The sequence below is a fragment of the Tautonia plasticadhaerens genome (assembly GCF_007752535.1).
Classification (GTDB): Bacteria; Planctomycetota; Planctomycetia; order Isosphaerales; family Isosphaeraceae; genus Tautonia; species Tautonia plasticadhaerens.
On sequence record NZ_CP036426.1, the window covers coordinates 6,175,364 to 6,197,977 of the forward strand.

General features: G+C 69.7%; 9 protein-coding genes. 7 read left to right on the forward strand and 2 right to left on the reverse strand.

Going from position 1 to position 22,614, the window contains the following annotated elements; genetic code table 11:
* Positions 1-389 precede the first annotated feature (389 nt).
* On the forward strand, positions 390-11,030 hold the full coding sequence (locus tag ElP_RS24755) for a S8 family serine peptidase (protein WP_145274501.1): 10,641 nt from the start codon (positions 390-392) through the stop codon (positions 11,028-11,030).
* Positions 11,031-11,276: 246 nt separating this feature from the next.
* On the opposite strand, the gene ElP_RS24760 is transcribed toward ElP_RS24755, so the two are convergent.
* A complete protein-coding gene (locus tag ElP_RS24760; RefSeq protein ID WP_145274504.1) occupies positions 11,277-11,573 on the reverse strand; it encodes a ferredoxin family protein in 297 nt (98 codons plus the stop codon).
* Between the two features lie 329 nt (positions 11,574-11,902).
* Between ElP_RS24760 and ElP_RS24765 the strand changes: the two genes are divergently transcribed.
* From ElP_RS24765 to ElP_RS24775, 3 genes are read left to right on the forward strand one after another with little or no spacing between them, the layout of a single operon-like run.
* Positions 11,903-14,404 (forward strand): DUF1549 and DUF1553 domain-containing protein, encoded by a 2,502-nt coding sequence (locus ElP_RS24765; RefSeq protein ID WP_197446345.1) that lies wholly within the window; start codon positions 11,903-11,905, stop codon positions 14,402-14,404.
* A gap of 45 nt (positions 14,405-14,449) precedes the next feature.
* On the forward strand, positions 14,450-15,832 hold the full coding sequence (locus tag ElP_RS24770) for a DUF1501 domain-containing protein (RefSeq protein WP_145274510.1): 1,383 nt from the start codon (positions 14,450-14,452) through the stop codon (positions 15,830-15,832).
* Entirely contained in the window at positions 15,829-16,167 is a 339-nt protein-coding gene (locus ElP_RS24775) for a gamma-butyrobetaine hydroxylase-like domain-containing protein (protein WP_145274513.1), read from the forward strand. Before ElP_RS24770 ends, ElP_RS24775 begins: the two co-directional genes overlap by 4 nt.
* Positions 16,168-16,315: 148 nt before the next feature.
* Here the strand turns inward: ElP_RS24775 and ElP_RS24780 are convergent, their stop codons facing one another.
* A complete protein-coding gene (locus ElP_RS24780; protein WP_145274516.1) occupies positions 16,316-16,942 on the reverse strand; it encodes a hypothetical protein in 627 nt (208 codons plus the stop codon).
* A 129-nt stretch (positions 16,943-17,071) separates the two neighbouring features.
* Between ElP_RS24780 and ElP_RS24785 the strand changes: the two genes are divergently transcribed.
* From ElP_RS24785 to ElP_RS24795, 3 genes are all read left to right on the forward strand, one after another.
* Complete coding sequence (locus tag ElP_RS24785; protein WP_197446346.1) at positions 17,072-18,094, forward strand: glycosyltransferase family 2 protein; 1,023 nt, start codon at positions 17,072-17,074, stop codon at positions 18,092-18,094.
* A gap of 1,123 nt (positions 18,095-19,217) precedes the next feature.
* Positions 19,218-21,152, forward strand: a complete 1,935-nt coding sequence (locus ElP_RS24790) for a YgiQ family radical SAM protein (protein WP_390836091.1) — start codon at positions 19,218-19,220, stop codon at positions 21,150-21,152.
* A complete protein-coding gene (locus ElP_RS24795) occupies positions 21,149-22,612 on the forward strand; it encodes an RsmB/NOP family class I SAM-dependent RNA methyltransferase (RefSeq protein ID WP_197446347.1) in 1,464 nt (487 codons plus the stop codon). The genes ElP_RS24790 and ElP_RS24795 overlap by 4 nt, the downstream gene beginning before the upstream one ends.
* Positions 22,613-22,614: the final 2 nt, after the last annotated feature.

The window sequence follows — 22,614 nt, forward strand, 5'->3', positions numbered from 1 at the left end:
TCCCCCCCTGCGATCCGACCTCTTCCGGAAATCCCACGGACCGGGACTTGACTCGCCCTGGACAAGACACGATGATTGGGTGAGTGCATGGAAACCAAGCCGTCTCACTGCACCGACCGTACCAATTGTCCCCACCGACCCGGGGCGTCCCGAAGCTCGGGGCCCCTTGCGGTCGATCAATTGGACTGATTGGCGCTTGGGACGAATCCTACGCGCGCCGGGTCGCCGGCCGAGGCCGGGCGGACCATTCGGGATCAAAGGGGTCCGATCGCTTCAGAGTCTCCGAGCATTCCCCCGGGAGTAGCTCCCCGCCCGTCGCGGGGCCCGTCGGCTGATCGAGCACGCCGGACGGACGAGTGGGGGGCGGGATCATTTCGAGGAGTCGTTCGATGGGCAGCTTCAAGGGTGACAGTCGGAAGCCGGGCCGGGATCGTCGACGCCCCTCCGGTGGCCACACCGGCAAGGCCCGGGGGCCGGAGCCGCTCGAGGAGCGGACGCTGATGAACGGCGATCCGGTGCTCGCGCAATTCGAGGCGCGGCCGATCGTCTTCGGCTCCCCGGACCTGGACGTCGACCGGGTCAAGAACGGGCCCCTGGCCAAGGCCGGCCAGCACCTGGCCCATCTGGACATCGCCTTCCGGGAGGGGAACGACTTCGATCGGGTGCTGGCGGAGGCCAAGCGGGTCTTCATCTTCCGCGGCGAGAAGGTCGGGATCGACCTCTACGGAACCGGCGACTTCGCGACCCTGGAGAAGACCCTCCGCTCCTTCGACATGGAGGTCGTCGCCACCGACGCCTCGATCGGGCTCGTCGAGGGCTACATCCCGATCTCCCGGATCCGGGACCTGGCCGACTACGGCGCCGTCCGCAGCTTCCAGGCCATCTACCGGCCGATCGTCCGCCAGCAGGGCTCGGCCGCCAACCAGGGCGACCAGACGCTCCTCGCCGACCAGGCCCGCACCCAGTTCAACGTCGACGGCAGCGGCGTGACCGTGGGCGTCCTCTCGGACACGGTCAACCAGCTCAACGGCGGCCTGGCCGACTCGATCGCCAGCGGCGACCTGCCCTCCGGCATCAACGTCCTCCAGGACGGGGCCGCCGGCGGCAGCGACGAGGGCCGGGCGATGCTGGAGCTGATCCACGACATCGCCCCAGGCGCGAGCCTCGCCTACCACACCGCCGAGGGGGGCCCCGCGGCCTTCGGCGACGGCATCCGGGCCCTCTCCCGGCAGGCCGGGGCCGACATCATCGTCGACGACATCGGCTACCTCAACGAGCCGGTCTTCCAGGACGGCCTGGTCGGGCGGGCCGTGGTCGACGTGGTCACCAACGACGGCCGGTCCTACTTCAGCGCCGCCGGCAACGACGGCGACGCCGGATACGAGTCCAACGTCCGGGTCGCGACCGGGACCGTCGGCCAGGTCGGGGCCGGCAACTTCCACGACTTCGACCCCGGCGCCGGCGTCCAGACGACCATCGACATCACGGTCGCCGACGCCGGGATCAACCTCGGCCTCTGGTGGGACGACCCCTGGTTCTCCGGCGCCGCCGACTCGGACCTCGACCTCTTCGTCCTGGATCCGGCCAACGGGAACATCGTCGCCCAGGCGGTGACGAACAACATCGGCAGCGCGACGCCCCAGGAGATCATCCCGCAGATCAACCCGGGCAACTACCAGGTCGCGATCCGGTACTCGAACGGCCCGGCCCCGGCCCGGGTCCGCTTCCAGGACCTCGGCGGCGGCGACCTCCAGACCGACAAGTCGTTCGGGAGCGCCGGGACGACGACTTACCCGACCACCTTCGCCCACCCGACCTCCCCGTCGGCCATCGGCGTGGGCGCCGTCTTCTACGGCGCGGCGCCACCCGTGGTCAATCCCCCGGCCATCCCGAGCGAGGCCTTTACCTCCGCAGGGCCGGTCATCTATTTCTTCGATCCCAACGGCAACCGACTCCCCGGCCCTCAGCTCCTGATGAAGCCGGACGTCTCCGGGCCGGACGGGGTCAACACGAGCTTCTTCGGCTCTCCCGACGTCGAGACGCCTCCCGACGGCTTCCCAAATTTCTACGGGACCTCGGCCGCGGCGCCGAACGTCGCCGCCGTGGCGGCCCTGATGAAGCAGCTCAACCCCGCGTCGGGCCCCGAGGAGATCCGCGACTCGCTGATCGTCTCGGCGACCCCGCTCAACGGGGCCTCGCCCGGCGAGTACAACGTCCGGGGCGGCTTCGGCCTGGTCAACGCGGTGGGGGCCCTGACGGCGGTCGACCAGCTCCGTGTCGTCTCCTCGACCCCGGCCGACGTGGCCACGCTCGGCTCGGTCCCGTCGTTCATCGAACTGAACCTCTCCAAGCCGGTCGACCCGGCCTCGGTGCAGTCCGGCGACCTGACCTTCCCGGTCCTCCCTCCCGGGGTGTCGGTGATCGTCGGGGCCCCGACGCTGGTCGACTCGATGACCGTCCGCTTCCCGGTGCAGATCGAGACGAGTTCCCCCGACGCCGAGGTCAATGGGATCTACGCCTTCGAGGTCGCCGACGCGGCCTTCACGGGGACCGACGCGAGCCCGCTCGTCGGCCTCCGACGCGCCTTCACCGTCTCCGACGTGGGCGCCCCCCAGGTGACGAACACCATCTTCCTGGGGAGGATCGTCGTCGTCGAGTTCAGCGAGGCGATGCGCGGCTCGACGATCACCAAGGACCACCTCATGCTCGTCCGCACCGGCGGCACGGGCGAGTTCGGCCGGTCCGAGAACGTCATCGTCACCAATGACGAGCGCGCGATCCTCTTCTACGACGCGCCGAATAACCGGGCGATCTTCGACCTCCGCAACCTGCCGCAATCCTCCCTGCCGTCGGACGTGTATGCGTTGGTCGTCCGGGACCAGGTGCGAGACGCCGCGGGCGTCCAGCTCGACGGCAACTTCAGCGGACAGTTCCCCTCGGGAGACGGCCAGGCGGGCGGCGACTTCGCCCAGTTCCTCGGCGGGCGGTTCGCGGCGGCCTCCCAGATCGTCGGCTTCGGGCTCGACGCGGCCTCCGACACCGGGATCCCCGGGGACCGGAACACCAACCAGGTCCGGCCGACGTTCTCCGGGTTCGCCGTGGCCGAGTTCCCCTCGACCAACGCCGGGCTCCAGGTCGCGGTCCAGTTCATCCAGGAGCATCCGGCCGGCTTCGACCTGGACCTGGGCACCGGCGACCGCGGCTTCGTGGGCGAGCCGGACCTGCTGCTCACCACCGACGAGAACGGCTTCTTCAGCTTCCCGTCGCCGTTCGACCTGGAGGACGGGTTCCACCGGGTCCGGATCGTGATCGTGGGCGAGGCGGAGTTCCCCCCGCTCCCCGGCAACGCGACCCGCACCGACCTGTCCTTCCGGGTCGATTCGACCAGCCCGCTGGTCACCGCCAGCTCGATCCCCTCGAACTCCCGGGTCTCGAACCTGCGGGACATCACCCTCAACGTCGCCGACCCGGTCTCGCCGGCCGACCAGAATGATACGCTGGCGGTCCCGGTCCAGCTGGACTTCCCGGCCCTCGACCCCGAGACGGCCACCAACCTCGGCAACTACTCGCTCATCAACCTGGGCCCCGACCGCGTCCTCGGCACCGCGGATGACGTCGACCTGTCCCAGTTCATCGAGAATGCCACGTTCGTCTCGACGAACCTCCGGGGCCAGCCGACCGACCCCTACACCGGGCGGATCGAGCTGACCTTCGCCGACGGCCTCTCCTCGGGCCGATACGCCCTGATCGCGCGGACCCAGGAAGGGGGCTTCTCGGGCATCCGGGACGCCGCCGGCAACCCGCTCGACAACGACCCCGCCCAGCCCGGGAACCAGAGCTTCGTCAACTACTTCGAGCTCCAGCCCGAAGCGGCGTTCATCACCAATTTCACCGCCTTCAGCCCCTCGGCCTTCAACCCGGGCACCACGGCGACCTCCGGCCCGAGGTCCTTCTACGAGACCCCCGTCCCCGGCTTCTCGCCCCGGGCGGAGGCGCCCCCCGAGTCGTTCTTCATCGACTTCTCCAACACCCTCGCCCCGCGCGACTATTCCGACGCGATCCAGCTGATCCGATCGGCCGATTCGGCCGCCGCGCAATCCGACGGCGACTTCGGCGTCGGCTCCGGGGGCGGATTCAGCCGGGTCGACGGCATCACCGTCGAGCTGACGAATTCCGTGCCCGGCGCGACCCTCGGGCAGCCCGGCTACCTGAACCGGCTGGTCGTCCGGGTCCCCAGCGGCCAAGTCCTCCCGGCCGACTACTACCGTGTCTTCATCCCGAACAGCGGCGACCAGGAGATTCGGGACGTCTTCGGCAACCTCGCCGACCTGGAATTCCTCGGGAACGAAACCCCGCAGGGCAGCGACTACGAAGTCTTCATGCCCGACGGGACCTACCGCGAGGGTCTGACCGGAGACGGCGTCGGCGGCGGGGCGTTCGTCACCGGGTTCGTCGTCGCCCCCGGCCAGCGGCTGGGGGCCGACGGCAGGGTCCGCGGCAACATCATTTACGCCCGGCCCGACTACGAGGACGACCCGTTCCTCACCATCGACGACCCGGATGGCAGCCGGAATCGCCCCTTCCCCACCCTGCTGCCCGACGCCCAGCCGAACCTCTTCAACGGCGGAGACCTGAACTCCCCCGCCAACTTCGGGACCGGCTTCAACCCGGCCTTCGACCGCAACGGCAACGGCGTCTTCGACCGCTCCGCCTTCTTCGAGGCCGACCAGGTCCGATCGGACGGCCCGGTCGTCATCGTCGCCCTGCCGGGCACCCGTCGGCCGATCCCGGGTACGACCGAGACCACCCAGGAGACCTTCGTCATCTCCCCGCCGGCCGGGGCCGACCCGACCCGGGCCGAGAACAACGCCAGCGGCTCGGTCCCCGAGCAGACCACCCTGGCCTTCCAGCCGGGCTCGACGCTGAAGCTGTTCAACGCCTCGCTGTTCGTCCAGAACCAGGGCTCGGCCCTGCAGCTCCGGGGCGGCTCCACCGCCGCCGACCAGGTCGTCTTCACCTCGCTGCTCGACGACTCCTTCGGCGGCGACACCAACAACGACGGCGGCGACACCACCGCCGGCGGCGGCAACTGGGGCGGCATCGTCTTCCGCAACTACGACGACGTCTCCAACGGCCGCGACCAGCTCCCCGGCTCCTTCCCGGTCGACGGCAAGCTCGGCCTCTCGGGCGCATCGGACGTGATGTCGTTCATCAACAAGGCGATCGTCCGCTTCGGCGGCGGGGCCGTGCCGCAGACCATCGGCGAGCGGTTCGACTCGATCACCCTGTTCAACAGCCGCCCCGACATCACCAACACCATCATCGCCGACAGCGCCGCCGCGGGCGGGGCCGGCGGAACCCAGGCGGCCATCTCGGCCGACTTCGACTCGCTCCGGGAGGACGAGATCGCACGCGGGCCGCTGGTCCGCCGGACCGAGTTCCGCAACAACTCGATCAACGGTCTGCTTATCCGGCCCCAGGTGGGCATCTTCCAGGCCCAGGAGACCGACGCGATCTTCTACGCCCCCAACGCCCCGGCGGAGGGTGCCAACAAGAACTTCGTGATCGACGACCCGGTCCCCTACGTCCTGGCCTCGCAGTTGGTGCTCGGCCAGCGGCTACTCCAGACGACCGGCGGCGCCACCGACCAGTCGGTCTCCAACCGCCTGTACGTCCAGCCCGGCATGATGGTCAAGTTCCGGCCCGGGGCGAACATCGCACTGCTGACCGACGACTCGAGCATCAACATCGGCGACCGGACCTACATCCGCCAGTTCGACGCCGACCCGAATATCTCCCCCGAGGACCCGAACTTCGCCCCCAATGACGTCGGGGACGCCAAGCCCCTCTTCACGTCCCTCTTCGACGACGACGCGGAGACCTTCTTCCTCGACCAGACCACCGGGGTCCGGCGCACCATCGTCCCCGCCGGTTCCACCGACAACCAGGCCGGGAACGCCGAACCCGCCCAGGGCAACGTGCCCTTCGACCTCCGCTGGGGAAACCTCTCGGTCAATCCCGGAGCCCGGGCGGTCATCGATGAGGCCGAATTCCGATACGGTGGCGGGAATATCGCCAGCCCGACCGGAACCCTCGAGTCTCGAAACGTCCTCGACCTGAGCGACGACAGCGCCCAGATTTCCACCGACTTCTCCCTCGGGGGCGGCTCGGGGGCGTACGTCTCGGTCACCAACAACGACTTCTTCGACAACTACGACGCCCCGATGGTCGTCGAGCCGGACCAACTGCTCGCCACCGACCCGCTCCGGCCGCTCCTCTCCGGCAACCCGTTCATCCGCGGCAACCTTCTGCTGCGGAACGACGTCAACGGCCTGTTGATCAATACGTCCACGGGCGTACAGGTCACCGGGGCGCCGACCGAGTTCATCCCCCCGGTCGACCCGGGCGTCAACCTCACCGTCGACAGCGTCTGGGACGACACGGACATCGTCCACGTGATGCGAGGTTCGATCCTGTTCGCCGGCTACTACGACGGTGGCTTTAACGGCGAACCCGTGCCGAACGTCGAGGAGTTCGACTTCGAGGAGCGGCCGTCCGTCACGCTGACGGTCGCCAGCTCCGCGCCCGACAAGTTGCTTGCCAACGGCGATCGGATCGCCAGGCCGGGCGAGTCGGCCATCGTTAAACTGCTCAACGCTTACGACCCGGCCATCCTCGGCCCTGGTGACGCGGTCGACCCCGACCTCCAGACGCCGGGTTCGGCGAACAACCTGGACCTCACGGTCGGGGCCGGCTGGCAACTCGGCTTCGACGACGGCGTGGATCCGCCCGCGAGCGGCCTCATCCCGTCCGGCGTCGGCAGCCAGCTGCGCTTCCTCGGGATCGGCGGGAACGAGTCGCTCGGCCAGCAGCGTGTGCCGGTGGTCGTCACCTCGCTTCGAGACGCCTCGGTCGGCCCCAACATCCGCGGGATTGACCAGTCAAACACCTTCACGAACGATCCGCAGGGCCTGCTCACCGGGGATCAGCTCACCACTCCCGAGGCCGGCGACGGCGGCGTGATCGCCTTCGGCGGCACCATCCTGAACGACTACAACCTCTTCGACCCGAGGAACGGAAGCCTGATCGACAACACCGATCTCCGCTTCCTCACCCGGATCGACATGCAGGGCGGCGACATCATCGACTTCGTCGACTTCGACGCCAGCGACTCCATCACCCAACTCGAGGACGACGCCCGTTCCCAGAAGTTGGGGCTGACGCCGGCGACGCAGTTCAACTCGGTCAAGTCGATGACCATCTCGAACTCCAACCTCTCGACCTTCCTGGACGCCGGGGTCTTCGTCTATCCGGGCTACAACGCGCTCGGACGCCTCATCGACCCCGCGACCGGGACGGCGACGGTGTTGGGCGAGCGGACTGGGGTCCGGGGGCAGGCCGTCAACCTCTTCATGGTCAACAACACGATCGCCAACATGCCCGTCGCCGTCCGGGTCAACGCCGAGACGACCCAGGGCCCAAGCGGCGACGGCGACACCGGCCAGAGCCCCTACACCGTCACCCTGCTGCACAACACTTTCTTCAACAACGGCGTCGGCCTGAGGACCGACTCGCCCACCTTCGACGGCCAGAACAGCAACTCTCAAGTCTACTACATCGGGATGAACAACATCTTCGATGGCGGGACGATCGGCGCCGACCCTGCCGCCGCGGCGGTCCGGGCCGTGGGGCAGAACTGGCGAAGCGAGCTGACGTTCAACGTCTTCAACAACTACACCACGCTCTACGACGACCAGACCAACACGGTCAACCTCGGAAACAAGAACGTCATCCAGGGCAACCCGAACTTCTTCGACGCGGCCAACGGGAACTTCTTCCCGCAGTCCGGGTCCGTGGCCATCGACGCCGCGCTCAGCGAGCTGGGCCCGGTCTTGATGGGTGACGCCCTCTTCCCGATCTCCAACCAGTTGCTCAACCCGAACGGGGGCATCCGCAACACCATCGGACGCAACAACGCCTTCGGCGGCAACGGGTTCACCGACGATCCGAGGGAGATTATCACCCTGCCCGGCACCCCCGGCCGGCCCTTCGTCGACCAGTTCCTGGCCGTCGACCCCCGGACTCCGGGGGCGATCCAGGGGCCGTCGACCAACCTCGCCACCCCATTCTTCCTGCCGGTTACCGGCGAGCGGGGGCAGGCCGGCTTCCAGCGGATCGACGACCCGACCACCGCGAACCTCGGCTTCGGCAGCCGGCCATTCTTCGACATCGGGGCCCGGGAGTTCCGGATCTTCGACCCGCCGCAGATCACCACCGAAGGGGCCCCCGACGTCGACGGCGACGGGGTCGGCGATGCCGTCTTCGCCACGGTCGCCGACCCGACGACCGGCGAGCCGGTCCAGATCAATCTCTACACCCCCGGAGCCGTCCAGGGCAGCAACCGGGTCCCCTTGGAGATCACCTTCCAGTTCGACGAGCAGATCGACGCCCAGACGATCAACAGCGCGACGGTCCTGCTGCAGGCCTCCGGCGGCGACGGCGTCTTCGACAACGCCAACAGCCCTGCCGACCGGTCCATCCCGCTCTCCGGCCGGCTCGCCTTCGACAACCAGACCCGGCGGCTCACCATCCGGCTGGCCTCGGGCAACCTGCTGCTCTCCAATGACCTGTACCGGATCGTCCTGGTCGGCCAGGGCGGCAACGTCATCCGAGACCCGCAGGGCAACGCCCTCGACGGCGAGAACCTCGACGCGGCCGGTCTGCCCGCCCCGTTGCCCTCGGGCGACGGCTTCCCCGGCGGCAACTTCGTCCTGCCGTTCACGATCGACACCCGGGCGCCGGAGATCGAGCCGGGCAGCCTCCGGCTGGCCCAGCCCTCCGACCCGACCCTGTCGATCACCAACGAGAACCCCCCGACCTTCACGGGGACGGTCAACGACGTCTTCCCGCCGCCGATGCCCCTGCTCGGCCAGCGGGTGGTGCTCGACCTCGACATCGACGGCGACGGCACCTTCGAGATGATCGGCGTCGGCACCGCCACCACCGACGCCAGCGGGAACTTCACGATCACCCCGTCCGGGGCGATCGACGCCGACACCCCCTTCAACGTGGGCGCCGACGGCCAGCTCGGGACCGCCGACGACAGCGGCTTCAGCCGGGCCCGGGTCCGGGTGACCGACGTCAGCGGCAACCCCTCCGACCCCGACGACCCGAACGCCACGGTCGACTTCATCCTCGACACCCGGGGACCGAGGATCATCGACGCCACCCCGGCGCCGGGCTCCCTGGTCGATGCCGGGCGGTTCCGGGTCTCGTTCACCACGGACGAGAACCTCTCGCTGGCCAGCCTCATGGCCGGCGGGGCGATCACCGTCGCCGGGGCCGGGCTCGACGGGGCCTTCGGGACGATGGACGACGTGGCGGCGGGGATCGACATGTCCTCGCTGAATGTCGAGTTCCTGGCCACCTCCCCGAGCGGGCCGAGCCGGGTCAGCTTCGACGTGACCGGGGCCGTCACCAGCGACGTCTACCGGGTCACCATCACCGACACGGTCACCGACCGGGCCGGGAACATGCTCGACGGCGAGTCCACCGGCGGCTTCCCCACCGGGAACGGCACCCCCGGCGGCTCATTCAGCCTCGACCTGGTCGTCTTCTCACCCGGCTCCGAGCAGGTCATCTTCGTCAGCAGGGGCCCGAGCTTCGGCACGCCGGACGGCTCCCGGGCGAATCCCTACCCGACGATCGCCGAGGGCCTCGCCGTGGCCGGGGTGGGCGACACCGTGGCGGTCCTGCCCGGGACTTATAACGAGGCCGTCACCCTGAAGTCGCTGGTCCGGCTGGTCTCGGCCGACCCGTCCAGCACCGACGCCCAGGTCGTCCCCGGGAATGCCCGGCAGACGATCATCCGGGCCCCGCTGGTCGACGACGCAGCGGAAGTCACCGTCACCGGCACCGGCCTGCTCGGGCTGGGTGGAGACCTCGACACGGAGTTCCGCGGCTTCGCCGTGGTCGCCCCGCTGTCGAACCTGACCTCCGGCACGATCCAGCAGGATTCGACCGGCATCCGGCTGGTCAACTCCGGTGGCCTGTTCCACCAGAACCTGGTCATCAACGCCGGCGAGGGCATCTCCGTCGTCCCCAACGGCGGCACCGCCTCGAACGCCCGGATCGAGAGCAATCTCATCTCCGGCAACCGCACCGGCATGGTGATCACCGACTCGGGTAACAGCAACGGCATCAGCCAGCTGGTCCGGGTCGCCAACAACACCTTCGCCCTCAACGACGGCGGCCTGGTCGTCTACGACGAGACGGTCAACTCGGGCAGCCTCGCCGTCGCCGACGTCGTCAACAACATCTTCTGGCAGAACACCAACCGCCAGGCCGGCAGCCCGGACACCCCGCTCTCGGTCTTCCCGCCGGTCGCGGTGGTCCGCAGCAACATGTTCTCCAACAACCCCAACAACCCGCTGCTCGGCTTCGACGCCGGGGCCCTCGGCTCCGTCCCGAACGCCGCCGCGGCCTTCAACTTCATCGGCGACCCGGCCTTCGTCTCGCCCCGGGACGCCCGGCCCCAGTTCGACGGCCCGACGCTGTTCCTGCTCGACGCCGACTTCGACCTGACGGCCAACTCCCTGGCCATTGACGCGGCCGACCCGGCCGCCGCCCCAGCGGCCGACCTGCTCAACCGGGGCCGGATCGACATCCCGAACCGGGGCTTCCCCGGCACCGGGCCCGCCGACGTCGGCGCCTACGAGTTCCAGGCCTCCGGGACCGGGACCCCCGGCGGCGGGGTCTTCATCCCCGGCACCGGCCGGACGGCCTCGACGACCTCCGTCGACACCGCCTTCGACTCCCTGGGCGGCTCCAACTCCACCTTCCAGGCCGGGGCCGGCGTCGGCCAGGCGAGCCAGGTCTCCGGGAACCGGTCGAACGCCGGCCAGGCCCGACGCGACCGGGCCGCCCTCCGCAACCTCCTCTCGGGCCGGGAGTCCCGGGCCGACGAAATCGCCCCCCAGGGTCGTCGCCCCTGGCAGGATTTCCTCCTCAACCGGCCCCGCCAAGGCTGAGCCCCGGCCGCCGGACCCCTTGACGCCCCCCGGGCGGGCGGCCCTCCCTGGGCCGCCCGCCTCGATCCCGACCGAAACGCGACGGGGTGGCCCGGGTCGAGTCGACCCGGGCCACCCCGTTTCGCATCTCCGCGATCGTTCGATCGAGCCGGACTCGACCCCCCGATCCCCCGATCCCGGGGCCCATGCCCAGGGGGATCGGGGCCCGCCCAGGCCCCGTCGATCCGGCTCGCCCGGCCCGGGAGGTCAAGATTTCCCCGAGCAAGACTCCCCTTCGAGCGCCGTCTTCTTCTCGGTGATCACCGGGCATTTCGGCGATTCCTCCGCGTTCAGCGGGGTGAACTCCTTCCACTCGTCCGGGACGTTGTCCTCGTGGAAGATCGCCTCGACCGGGCACTCCGGGACGCATGCCTCGCAGTCGATGCACTCGTCCGGGTGGATGAACAGCATCTGGGCCCCTTCGTAGAAGCAGTCCACGGGGCAGACGACCACGCAGTCGGTGTACTTGCAGTCGAAGCATGGCTCGCAGACGATGTGGGCCACGTTCCGCTCCTTCAATTTTTTTCGCGCGTTGGGATTGGCGTCCGATTCGACCGGACGGCCGGCAGTCGACCCAAAGTGTAGCGTTTTTGCAAGTCCCGTGCACGACGAGCCCAACGCAAAGGGGCTTCGGACCCAACCCCACGCGGGAATCCCCCCACATCCCCCCGGCCCGCGGCCGGGCGATCCCGATCGGAATCGCCCGTCGCTTCCTTGACGGCCCCTCGCGCTTCGCTCTAGGTTAAAGAAACGATGGAGAATCGATCAGGGCCGCTCGTTCGGTCCCCCGTCGTGCCCTCGACGCCACCCTCCCGACCGAGAGGAGCATGATCGTGACCGCCGAATCGACCCGGATCCCGTCCCGGCTCGCCCTCCTGGTGCCGATCGGCGTCCTCCTGCTGCTGCCGGGGATGACACCGCGGGCCGACGCGGGTTCCCGGCCGTCTCCCTTCTCCCTGTCGATCGAGCCCTCCGCGATCGAACTGTCCGACCCGTCCGACCGCCGGCAAGTCGTGGTGACGGCGATCGCCGGGGACGGGTCCCAGATCGACGCGACCGGGGAGGCGACCTTCGCCGTGGATCCCCCCGACGTGGCCCGGGTCTCCGGGTCGGGGGTCGTCACGCCGGGTGATGGCGGGAAGGCGAGGCTCATCGTTCGGCTAGGTTCGGATCGGGCCGAGGCGTCGATCACGGTCGCCCCGGCGACGCCTCGCCGGGAGGTGAGCTACCGCCAGGACGTCGCGGCGGTGCTCTCGAAGGCCGGGTGCAACATGGGCCCCTGCCACGGGAACCTGACCGGGAAGGGCGGCTTCAAGCTCACCCTCCGGGGGGACGACCCCGGGTTCGACCTCCTCGCCATGACCCGGGACCTCTACGGGCGCCGGGTCGACACCGCCGACCCCAATTCCAGCCTCCTGCTGAAGAAGCCGCTCGGCCAGATCCCGCACGAGGGCGGCCGCCGATTCTCCCCCGCCGACCCCGAAGCCGAGATCCTCCGCTCCTGGATCGCCTCCGGATGCCGGGATGACCTGGGCTCCGTCCCCGGGCTGATCGGCCTCTCGATCTTCCCGAGTTCCCGGATCAACGCCTCGCCCGGCCGGACCCAGCAACTCGCCGTGACCGCGACCTTCGCCGACGGCTCGACCCGGGACGTGACCCGGCTCGCCGCCTTCGACGTGGACGAGCCGACCGAGGTCGAGGTCTCCCCCTCCGGGCTCGTCCGCCGGGCCGAGCCGGGGGAGTCGGTCGTCTCGGCCCGATACCTCGGCCGACACGCCATCTCCCGGCTCGCCTTCCTGCCCGACCGCCCCGGGTTCGCCTGGGACGGCCCCTCGCCCCGATCCGAGATCGACGAGGCGGTCTTCTCCAAGCTCGAATCCCTGAAGATCCACCCCTCGCCGGCCGCCCCGGATCACGTCTTCCTCCGCCGCGCTTACCTCGACGCCATCGGCGTCCTGCCGACCCCCGAGGAGGCCCGGGCGTTCCTCCGGAGCGAAGACCCCGAGAAACGGGACCGACTCGTCGACCGGCTCCTCGAACGCCCCGAGTTCGCCGATTTCTGGGCCTTGAAGTGGGCCGACCTCCTCCGCAACGAGGAGAAGACGATGGGGCCGAAGGGGGTCTGGGCGTTCCGCCGCTGGCTCCGGGACCGGATCGCCGCCGACGCGCCGCTGACCGACCTAGCCGAGGAGCTGATCACCGGCTCCGGCTCCTCCTGGGCCAACCCCCCCGCCAGCTTCTACCGCACGAACCGCGACCCCGAAACCTGCGCCGAGAGTTTCGGCCAGATCTTCCTCGGCGTCCGCCTCCAGTGCGCCCGGTGCCACAACCACCCGTTCGACTCCTGGACCCAGGACGACTACTACGGCCTCGCCGCCGCCTTCGCCAACGTCGAGCGGAAGGAGGTGAACAACGAGCGGCGGGACCGCCTGAACACCCACGAGATCAACGGGGACGTGCTCATCCACCTCGACGGCCGCCCTCGGATGCGACAGCCCGTCTCCGGGGAACGCCTCGACCCGGCCGCACCGGGCGGCGGCCCGCTCGACGTCGGCCCCGACGGCGACGCCCGTGTCGCCCTCGCCCGCTGGCTGACCGATTCCGACCGCCAGTTCGCGCGCAACATGGCCAACCGCATCTGGTTCCACATGCTCGGCCGGGGGGTGGTCGAGCCGGTCGACGACTTCCGCGCCTCGAACCCGCCCAGCAACCCCGAGCTGCTCGACGCCCTCACGGCCCGGTTCGTCGCCGGAGGCCACCGGATCCGGCCACTCGTCCGGGAGATCATGACCTCCCGGGTCTATGGGCTCGATTCCGCCCCCCGGCCGACCAACGCCGAGGACGAGTCCAACTTCGCCCGATCCCGCATCAGGCTCCTGCCGGCCGAGGTCCTGCTCGACGCCATCGGCGCGGCCCTCGGCCGACCCGCCGACCTCGACGGGCCACCCCCCGGCACCCGGGCCGTCTCCCTCGCGGGGGCGAACACCGGCCCCGAGTTCCTCGACACGTTCGGCAAGCCCGACCGCCTGCTCACCTGCGAGTGCGAACGATCCGAGGAGACCACCCTCGCCCAGGCCTTTCAGCTCATCAACGGCGGGACCGTCCGCGCCATCCTCGAGGCCCCGGACAACCGCCTCGGCCTCCTGCTCGACTCGGGGATGCCCGACGGGGAGATCCTGGCCGAGCTTTACCTCGCCTCCCTCGGCCGGGAGCCCTCCCCCGAGGAACTCTGGGGGGCCCTGGCCCACCTCGACTCGACCGGGGACCGGCGCCTCGCCTGGGAGGACGTCTCCTGGGCGATCATCAACAGCAAGGAATTCCTCCTGCGTCGCTAGTCGAGCCCCGTCCCGAGTCGAGTCGAGCCCGAGAGGAATCCCCCCATGAATCGCGGCTGCCCCGACTTCCAGGCGACCTGCCGGATGACCCGCCGGAGCCTCCTCCGCGTCGGCGCCGCCGGGCTGTCGAGCCTCACCCTGCCCGGCCTCCTCCGCGCCTCGTCGGGGGGGGACGGCCGCCCCTCGCCCGCCCGGAACGTCATCTTCCTGCATCAGTTCGGCGGTCCGAGCCACATCGACACCTTCGACCTGAAGCCGGACGCGCCGTCGGGCATCCGGGGCGAGTTCGCCCCGATCGCCTCGGCCGTCCCCGGAGTGAACGTCTGCGAGCACCTGCCGAACTTCGCCGGGGTCCTGGACAAGGTGGCCCAGGTCCGATCCGTCCACCACCGGATGAAGAACCACAACTCGGCGAGCTACTACAGCCTCACCGGGCACGCCCCGCCGCTCGACGACATCCGGCTCCGGGACACCCAGGAGCTGTTCCCCTCCTACGGCTCCGTGGTCTCGAAGCTCCGGCCGAGCGACGACCCGGCGATCCCCTCGTTCGTCTCCTACCCCCACGTCCTCCGGGACGGCAGCGTCACCCCCGGCCAGCACGCCAGCTTCCTGGGCAAGCCCTACGACCCGTTCTTCATCGCCCAGGATCCCAGCGACCCCGGCTTCCGCCTCCCGGAGCTGGAACTGCCCGAATCGACCCCGCTGGGCCGACTCGAAGACCGTCGCGGCCTGCTCGAACTGATCGACCGGCAGGCCAGCCTGCTCGAATACGACGCCACCGCCCGTGGCATCGACGACTTCTACGGCCGGGCCCTCTCCATGCTCGCCTCCCCCCGGGTGAAGCGGGCCTTCGACCTCGGCGAGGAGCCCGATTCGCTCCGGGATCGCTACGGGCGGACCACGTACGGCCAGTCCTGCCTGCTCGCCCGCCGCCTGGTCGAGGCCGGCGTCCGCTTCGTGACCGTCTACTTCTCCCGCACCATCGGCGGCAACGGCGCCAACGGCTGGGACACCCACCAGGACAACTTCAACGACCTGAAGGACCGCCTCCTCCCCATCACCGACCAGACCGTGCCGACCCTCATCCGCGACCTCGACGCCCGGGGCCTGCTCGACGAGACCCTCGTCGTCTGGATGGGAGAGTTCGGCCGAGGGCCCAGGATTGGCGACCGGGACGGCAAGGGCCGCAACCACTGGCCCTCGTGCTACACCGTCCTCTTCGCGGGCGGGGGGACGACCGGGGGTGCCGTCTTCGGCTCCAGCGACCGCATCGGCGCCTATCCCGACACCGATCCCGTGCCGCTCGAACGCATCGGGGCCACCATGTACCACGCCCTCGGCATCGACCCGGCGACCGAGGTCCACGACCGCCTCAACCGCCCCCTGCCCATCGCCGCCGACCGGGCGATCACCGAGATTTTCTCATGAGCGAACCCCCGACCGACATCCGGGCCCATCAAGGCGAACAGGCCCTCGAACTCGCCTGGGACGACGTGGGCGCCTCCCTCGTCCCCTATCGCTTCATTCGCTCCGAATGCCCCTGCGCCTCCTGCAAGGACGAGTGGACCGGCGAGCGCATCCTCGACCCGGGCTCCATCCGCCCCGACCTCCGCATCGAGTCGATGGAGCCGATCGGCAATTACGCCGTCCGGCTCGCCTGGGACGACGGCCACTCCTCGGGCCTCTACACCTGGACCCACCTCCGCAACCTCGCCGACCGGCACGAGGGCCGGGCCCCGAGCCCGTCGGGCGCTCCCGATTGATCCCGGGGACGACCGAGTTCCGCGCCTCCCGCACGGCCCCGGATCGGGCCTGGGGGCTAGAGGACGGGGAAAACGCGATCGGGCCCAAGGTCCCGCGCGCGGCCATCGATCCGGGGACCGCGAAGATCCGAGTCCCGCTCCCCCCGGATCACTTCCCGGACGACGCCTCCCGACGCGATTCCGGGCGGGCCTCGATCAGCCCCTTCAGCTCCCGCACCTCGGCCCGGAGGGCCCGGACCTCGTCGAGGAGCAAGAGCATCGGGTCGGCGGCCGAGTTCTCCGATTCCTTCGAGGTGATCAGGAGCAACCCTTCCGGCAGGACTTCGTAGACGAGGTCGAGCTGGTCGAGCATCAGCCTGAGGGTCGTTTTGAGCGGGATCCCTTCCAGGGAGATGCGGATCGGCGACTGGAGGCTCTGCTCCGCATCCTGGAGGCCGATTTCATCGACGTAGATCGGGATCCCTTGCTCCATCCCTCCTTCCGCCTCCGCTGTCGCCTGGCGAATGTACTCGAGCGCATCCCCGAGCGGCGTGTCGGAGTCGAAGGGCATCGTGATCGGCCGGTCCAGCAATCCGGTGATCCGGACGGCCGCCTCGCTGTAGGGGATCGCGACGTGGATCCGTGGCGCCGGGCCTTCGGCCGGATCGGGAGGAACGGCCTGGCCGAACCCGCCCCCCGCACCACCGAACTGGGCCGAGGTCGGTCGATGCGACCCGATCGTCAGGACCAGGATCGAACCGATCAGCAGCCAGCCGAGTCGCACCGATCGTCCCATCGAACCACCCCCCATCGGTAAATCCCCGCCGTGACTGGGCGACCGAGTCCGTCCCCCGGTCACCCCCGGCGCCGTCTCATGGTGGGGCGCGGGCCGATGTACATCAAGTCTTTTCCAACTGATCCCGAGATGTCCACCTCGCCTCCCCGGCTCACCGTCGCCCTGCCCACCTTCAACGGCGGTCGCCACTTCGCCGAGACGCTCCGGGCCATCCTCGACCAGTCCGGCGTCGAATACGACCTCGTGATCTGCGACGACCGGTCCGACGACGACACCCTCCCCCTCGCCCGTCGGCTTGCCGGAGACCGGGCCCGGATCGAGGTCAATCCCGAGCGCCTCGGCCTCGCCGGGAACTGGAACCGCTGCGCCGAGCTTGCCCGGACCCCGCTGCTGGCGATCGTCCACCAGGACGACCTCCTGCTCCCCGACCATCTCGCGTCCCACTCGGCCGCCTTCGACCGAATCCCCGATCTCGGCATGACGGTCGGTGCCGCCGAGGTCATCGACGAGCAGGGCTGCCCGATCCCGCCCGCCGTCATCGAGCGTCCGAGCCTCGGCCCGACCGATCGGGTCTACCCGCCGGGCGGTTTCGTCGCCGAGCTGTCACGCCCCAACCCTGTCCGCTGCTCGGCCGTCGTCCTTCGCCGTCGGGCGTTGCTCGACTCGGGGGGTTTTGACCCGTCCTATCGATATGCCGTCGACTGGGAGTGCTGGATCCGCCTCTCCCGGCGATGGCCGGTCGCCTGGCTCGCCCGGCCGACGGTCGCCGTCCGCTGGCACTCCGGCAGCGAAACCCACCGCTTCCGGCGCGGCTCCGACGACCTCGACGAGGTCTCCCGCGTGCTCGACCTCGCCCTCGAAACCGAAGCGCACGTGCTGGAGCATCCTCGGGCCTCCCGACGAGACGCCGACCGATTCCTCTCCCGAGCCTACCTGAACCGCTCCCTCGACGCCCTCCACGCCGGGGACGCCCCCCTCGCCCGGCGCTGCCTCCGCCGCGCCCTCGCGCTCCGACCCGCCCTGCTCGGCGCCATGGCGAGGGACCCCCGCCTCGCCGCCCAGATGGCCGCTCTCGCCCTCGCCCCCCGTTGGGCCTCCCGCCGCTTCGGCCGACCCGCCCCGGCCGACCGACCCATTTCCGGGCCCAAGTGACTGGTTCGGGCCGATTTCCCGATCTTGTGGTCGTGCGGTCTTCATCCGATCATCCCGATCGCCCCTGCATCAGGATCGCACCCCGACCGCGACCCTTCCCGAATCCTTCATCTCCAGCGCCCCCCGTCAGGACGCACCGGCGAGCGTGAGGACCCCGACGACCGATCCGGCAAGTCGACCCGAACCCCGATCTCCCGAAACGAACCAACACAATCACCCACAAACCCATTAAATGAATGCTTTTAAGTCAATCAAACCGTGGACTCCTTGGCGCACCAATGGCGCATCTGCGGCGCACTGGAGGCGCATCGAATGCGCGAGGGCTCGTCGCCTCGCGGATCGATCGAGTCGTGATTCGCCCTAATTCAACCATAACTATGGTCCGACGATCGCATCAAGAAGTCGAACGTTTGCAGCACCGATGGCGATTAATGGCCCAGCTCGATCGCCGGGCGACCACCACCACGTCCCCCGAAACCAGTCAGGCATCATGGACGCAAATCATTTTAGCATAATAATTTCCGACGAACGAACTTTCCGTTTGGAGGCGCACCGAGCGAGATCGCCAGGAGATCGGCCGATGGGGGCGAACCCCCCTCGGCCGATCGGCCTCCCCACCCTCGGCAAGGCGGAGTCCGGCGGGATCGAGGATCGCCTCGCCGAAACGAACCGGATGACCATCCCGCAACTTGTTTTCCTTCTATGAGATACGCCCAACGCTTCGGTAACGAAATTGGCGCACCGTGTGGTGAAACGGCCGTGCACCGGCACCGGTCCCGAGCCGGCCCCGGGCACGATCGCGGCATCGCCCGGCCCGATCCGCGACCTCCCGTCGTCCTCCACGAGGGCCCAGGGCCAGGCGCATCGGCCGACGGAATCGGGAACGACCTCGAACCCGGGCCGTGCAAGGCCGTACAATATCCTGTCCCGCATCGCCGACCCGTCCGGACCGCGGCTTCCCTCGAAACACGCCCTACGAACGATCAACATGGATCTCGTGCAGCTCAATCCGAATCCGCCGGGACTCCCGGTCGACGAGCCGAACCGGGCGAGGACCCAACTGCCCGTGCTCGACGATCGGAGGCCCCGGGTGCTCCCGCCGCTCCCGGCATCCCGGGCCGAGATGGAGGAGAGGGGCTGGGACGAGGTCGACGTGGTCTTCGTCACCGGCGATGCCTACGTCGACCACCCGTCGTTCGCCAACGGCATCCTCTGTCGGGTCCTGGAGGCGGCAGGCTACCGGGTCGGGGTCCTGGCGCAGCCGGACTGGAAGAGCGCCGAACCCTGGCGCACCTTCGGGCGCCCCCGCCTGTTCTTCGCCGTCAGTGCGGGGAACATGGACAGCATGATCAACCACTACACGGCCAACAAGAAGGTCCGCAACGACGACGCGTACAGCCCGGGGGGCCGGATCGGCCTGCGTCCCGATCGACCCACCCTGCCCTATTGCCAGCGGGCCCGGGAGGCGTTCCCCGGCGTCCCCGTGATCGCCGGGGGCGTCGAGGCCTCGTTGAGGCGGCTCGCCCATTACGACTACTGGAGCGACACCGTCAAGCGCTCGATCCTGCTCGACTCCAAGGCCGACCTCGTCGTCTTCGGCATGGGGGAGCAGCCGATCCTGGAGGTCGCCCGACGCCTCGACGCCGGAGAGGCGATCAAGGATCTCCGGGACATGCGCGGGGTGGCCTACACCCTCGGCGCGCGGGAGGAGCCGCCGGACGACGCATTGGTCATCCCCTCGTTCGAGGAGGTGAAGGCGGACAAGGCCAGCTTCGCCCGGGCGACCCGCCTGATCCACCACGAGACGAACCCGCTCAACGCCCGAAGGCTGCTCCAGTACCACGACCGCCAGGCGGTCGTCTGCAACCCGCCGGCGTTGCCCGTGACCCAGGCCGACATGGACCGCATCTACGGCCTGCCGTACACCCGGATGCCGCATCCGATGTACGGCGACGAGCCGATCCCGGCCTTCGAGGCGGTCAAAGACTCCGTGACGATCATGCGCGGCTGCTTCGGCGGCTGCACCTTCTGCAGCATCACGGCCCACCAGGGGAGGATCATCCAGTCCCGGTCGAAGGAATCGGTCCTCCAGGAGCTGAAGGAGATCGGCCGGGACCCGTCATTCAAGGGGACCGTCTCCGACATCGGCGGCCCGACGGCCAACATGTACCGGATGACCTGCACCCGACCCGAGGTCGAGGCGGTCTGCAAGCGCCAGTCCTGCGTCCACCCGAAGGTCTGCAAGCTGCTCGGGACCGACCACGGCCCCCTGATCGAGTTGATGAAGGAGAGCCGGGAGGTCCCCGGCATCCGCAAGGTCCTGGTCGCCTCGGGAGTCCGGATGGATCTCGCCCAGAAGTCCCCCGAGTACCTGAAGGAACTGGCCGCCCACCACGTCGGCGGGCACCTGAAGGTGGCGCCGGAGCACACCGACCCGGGGGTGCTCCGCCGGATGAAGAAGCCGGAGATCAACGACTACCAGTCCTTCGACGCCGCATTCCGCGTCGCGAGCCGCAACGCCGGGAAGACGCAATACACCGTCCCCTACTTCATCGCCTCGCACCCGGGCAGCGACCTGAACGCGATGATCGACCTGGCCCTGTTCCTCAAGCGGAACGGCTACAAGCCGGACCAGGTCCAGGACTTCATCCCGGCCCCGTTCGACGTGGCGACCTGCATGTACTACACTGGGCTCGACCCGTTCACCGGCGAGGAGGTGCACATCGCCCGCCACCTCCGGGACCGGAAGCTCCAGCGGGCCCTGCTCCAGTTCTTCAAGCCGGAGAACTACTTCGAGGTCAGGGAGGCCTTGCTCAAGGCCGGACGGTCGGACCTGATCGGCCCGGGTTGCGACTGCCTGATCCCCTCGCAACCGCCCAAGGCCGCCCAGCGGGCCCGGATGGCGAGGGCGAACAGGGCCGTCACCGAAGGGCGATTCGTTCACCAGGTCGACGCGGCCCCGGCCGATCAGGCGAGCCGCAGCGGCGAGACGAGATGTCCCCCCTCCCCCTCCGGCTATCGCCCCGGACGGCCCGGCGCCAGGAGGCGATCGCGATGAGGCGTCCCAGGCCGACCACTCGCCGCCCCTCGTCTCCCCATCGCTCCCCGACCAAGCCCCCCCGTCCGCCGGGCCCGAGGGCGGCCTCGCCGGAGGACGACGGCCCTTCGATCGAACACCAGGCGCCCCCGGCCGACCTCGCCGCCCAGACCGCCCTGGTCGCGTCCCGGGCCGAGCGCGCGGTCTTCGCCGACCGCCGGAGGCCCGAGCCGGCCGTCTCCGCCGCGATGAAGGGACTCCGCGGGTTCTCGATCGCCGATCGCCTGTTCCTGACCCGATCGATCGACGCCCTGTTCCGGTGGTGGGGCTGGATCGAGCCGCTCCGACTGGGCCCGATCGAGGCCAGGCTGCTGGTCGCCGTGCTGCTCGATCGCCCCGACGTGCCCGACGCCTGCCGGGCCTGGGCCAGGACGATCGGCGTCGACCCCCGATGTCTGGTCCCCATCGGCGGCGCACCGAACTGGGGGCGACGGGCCGAGGCCTTCCGACGACTCGTCGAGAAGCCGAAGGCGACCACCGAGCCCTGGTCCCTCTTCCCTCGGTGGCTCCAAGAGGAACTGATCGAGCCCCCGGGGGAGGCGCCGGCCAAGCACCGCATCGCCGACCTCCTGCTCGCCTTGCAGCGCCCGCCGATTCCCTGGGTCCGGGCCGCTCGGGGGCGGCCGACGGACCTCTGGTCCGAGCTCCGAGGACTCGGCGCCACACCCAGGCCCCACCCTCGGCTGTCCGACGTCGCCTCACTCTCCCCCTCGACGATCCTCCAGGGACTGGAGCCGTTCCGCCGGGGGGACCTCGTCTCGCAAGATCTCTCCTCGCTCGCCGTCGTCGCCGCGTGCGACGCGGAGCCCGGGGAGCGGTGGTGGTACGCCGGCCTCGCCCGTGGCGAGAAGGCCGTGTTGCTGGCGGACCGGATGCGCGGGAAGGGGACATTGGTCGTCGGCGAGCTGGACGACCGGGATCGGCTCCGGACCGCAAGGATGACGCGGAAAGGGCCCCACACCAACGTCGCCACCCGATCGTGGGACGGCCGCCACGCACTCGGCAAGCCGGGGACGAATCACGGCGTCCTGCTCGAGCCGCCGGGGTCCGGGATCGGTTCCTGGCGCCGCGACCCGGCATCACGCTGGCTCATCGATCGTCGGAGGCTCGATGAGCTTGTGGGGCAACAGGCCCAGCTCCTCCGGGTCGCGGCCCTCGGGGTCCGTCGATCGGGGGTCCTGGTATACGCGATCCCCTCGCTCGCCAAATCGGAAACCACGTCCCAGATCGAACGGTTCCTGCGGGAGAATCCCGGTTTCCGGCTCGATCCCTTCCCCGACCCGCTCGACGGTTCGCCCAACGACGGGACCATGGTCCTCTGGCCGGACCGGGCCGATTCCGACGCCTGGTTCCTCGCCCGACTGATCCGGACCCACGACGACCCGAGGCCGGGAGTCGAGGAGGGCCGAGTTGACGCTTGACA

Excerpts from the sequence above, each read along its gene's own strand:
- ElP_RS24755 (WP_145274501.1), top strand. The coding sequence starts at position 390 with ATGGGCAGCTTCAAGGGTGACAGTCGGAAGCCGGGCCGGGATCGTCGA.
- ElP_RS24795 (WP_197446347.1), top strand. The coding sequence starts at position 21,149 with ATGAGGCGTCCCAGGCCGACCACTCGCCGCCCCTCGTCTCCCCATCGC.
- ElP_RS24785 (WP_197446346.1), top strand. The coding sequence starts at position 17,072 with ATGTCCACCTCGCCTCCCCGGCTCACCGTCGCCCTGCCCACCTTCAAC.
- ElP_RS24780 (WP_145274516.1), bottom strand. The coding sequence starts at position 16,942 with ATGGGACGATCGGTGCGACTCGGCTGGCTGCTGATCGGTTCGATCCTG.
- ElP_RS24790 (WP_390836091.1), top strand. The coding sequence starts at position 19,218 with ATGGAGGAGAGGGGCTGGGACGAGGTCGACGTGGTCTTCGTCACCGGC.
- ElP_RS24775 (WP_145274513.1), top strand. The coding sequence starts at position 15,829 with ATGAGCGAACCCCCGACCGACATCCGGGCCCATCAAGGCGAACAGGCC.
- ElP_RS24770 (WP_145274510.1), top strand. The coding sequence starts at position 14,450 with ATGAATCGCGGCTGCCCCGACTTCCAGGCGACCTGCCGGATGACCCGC.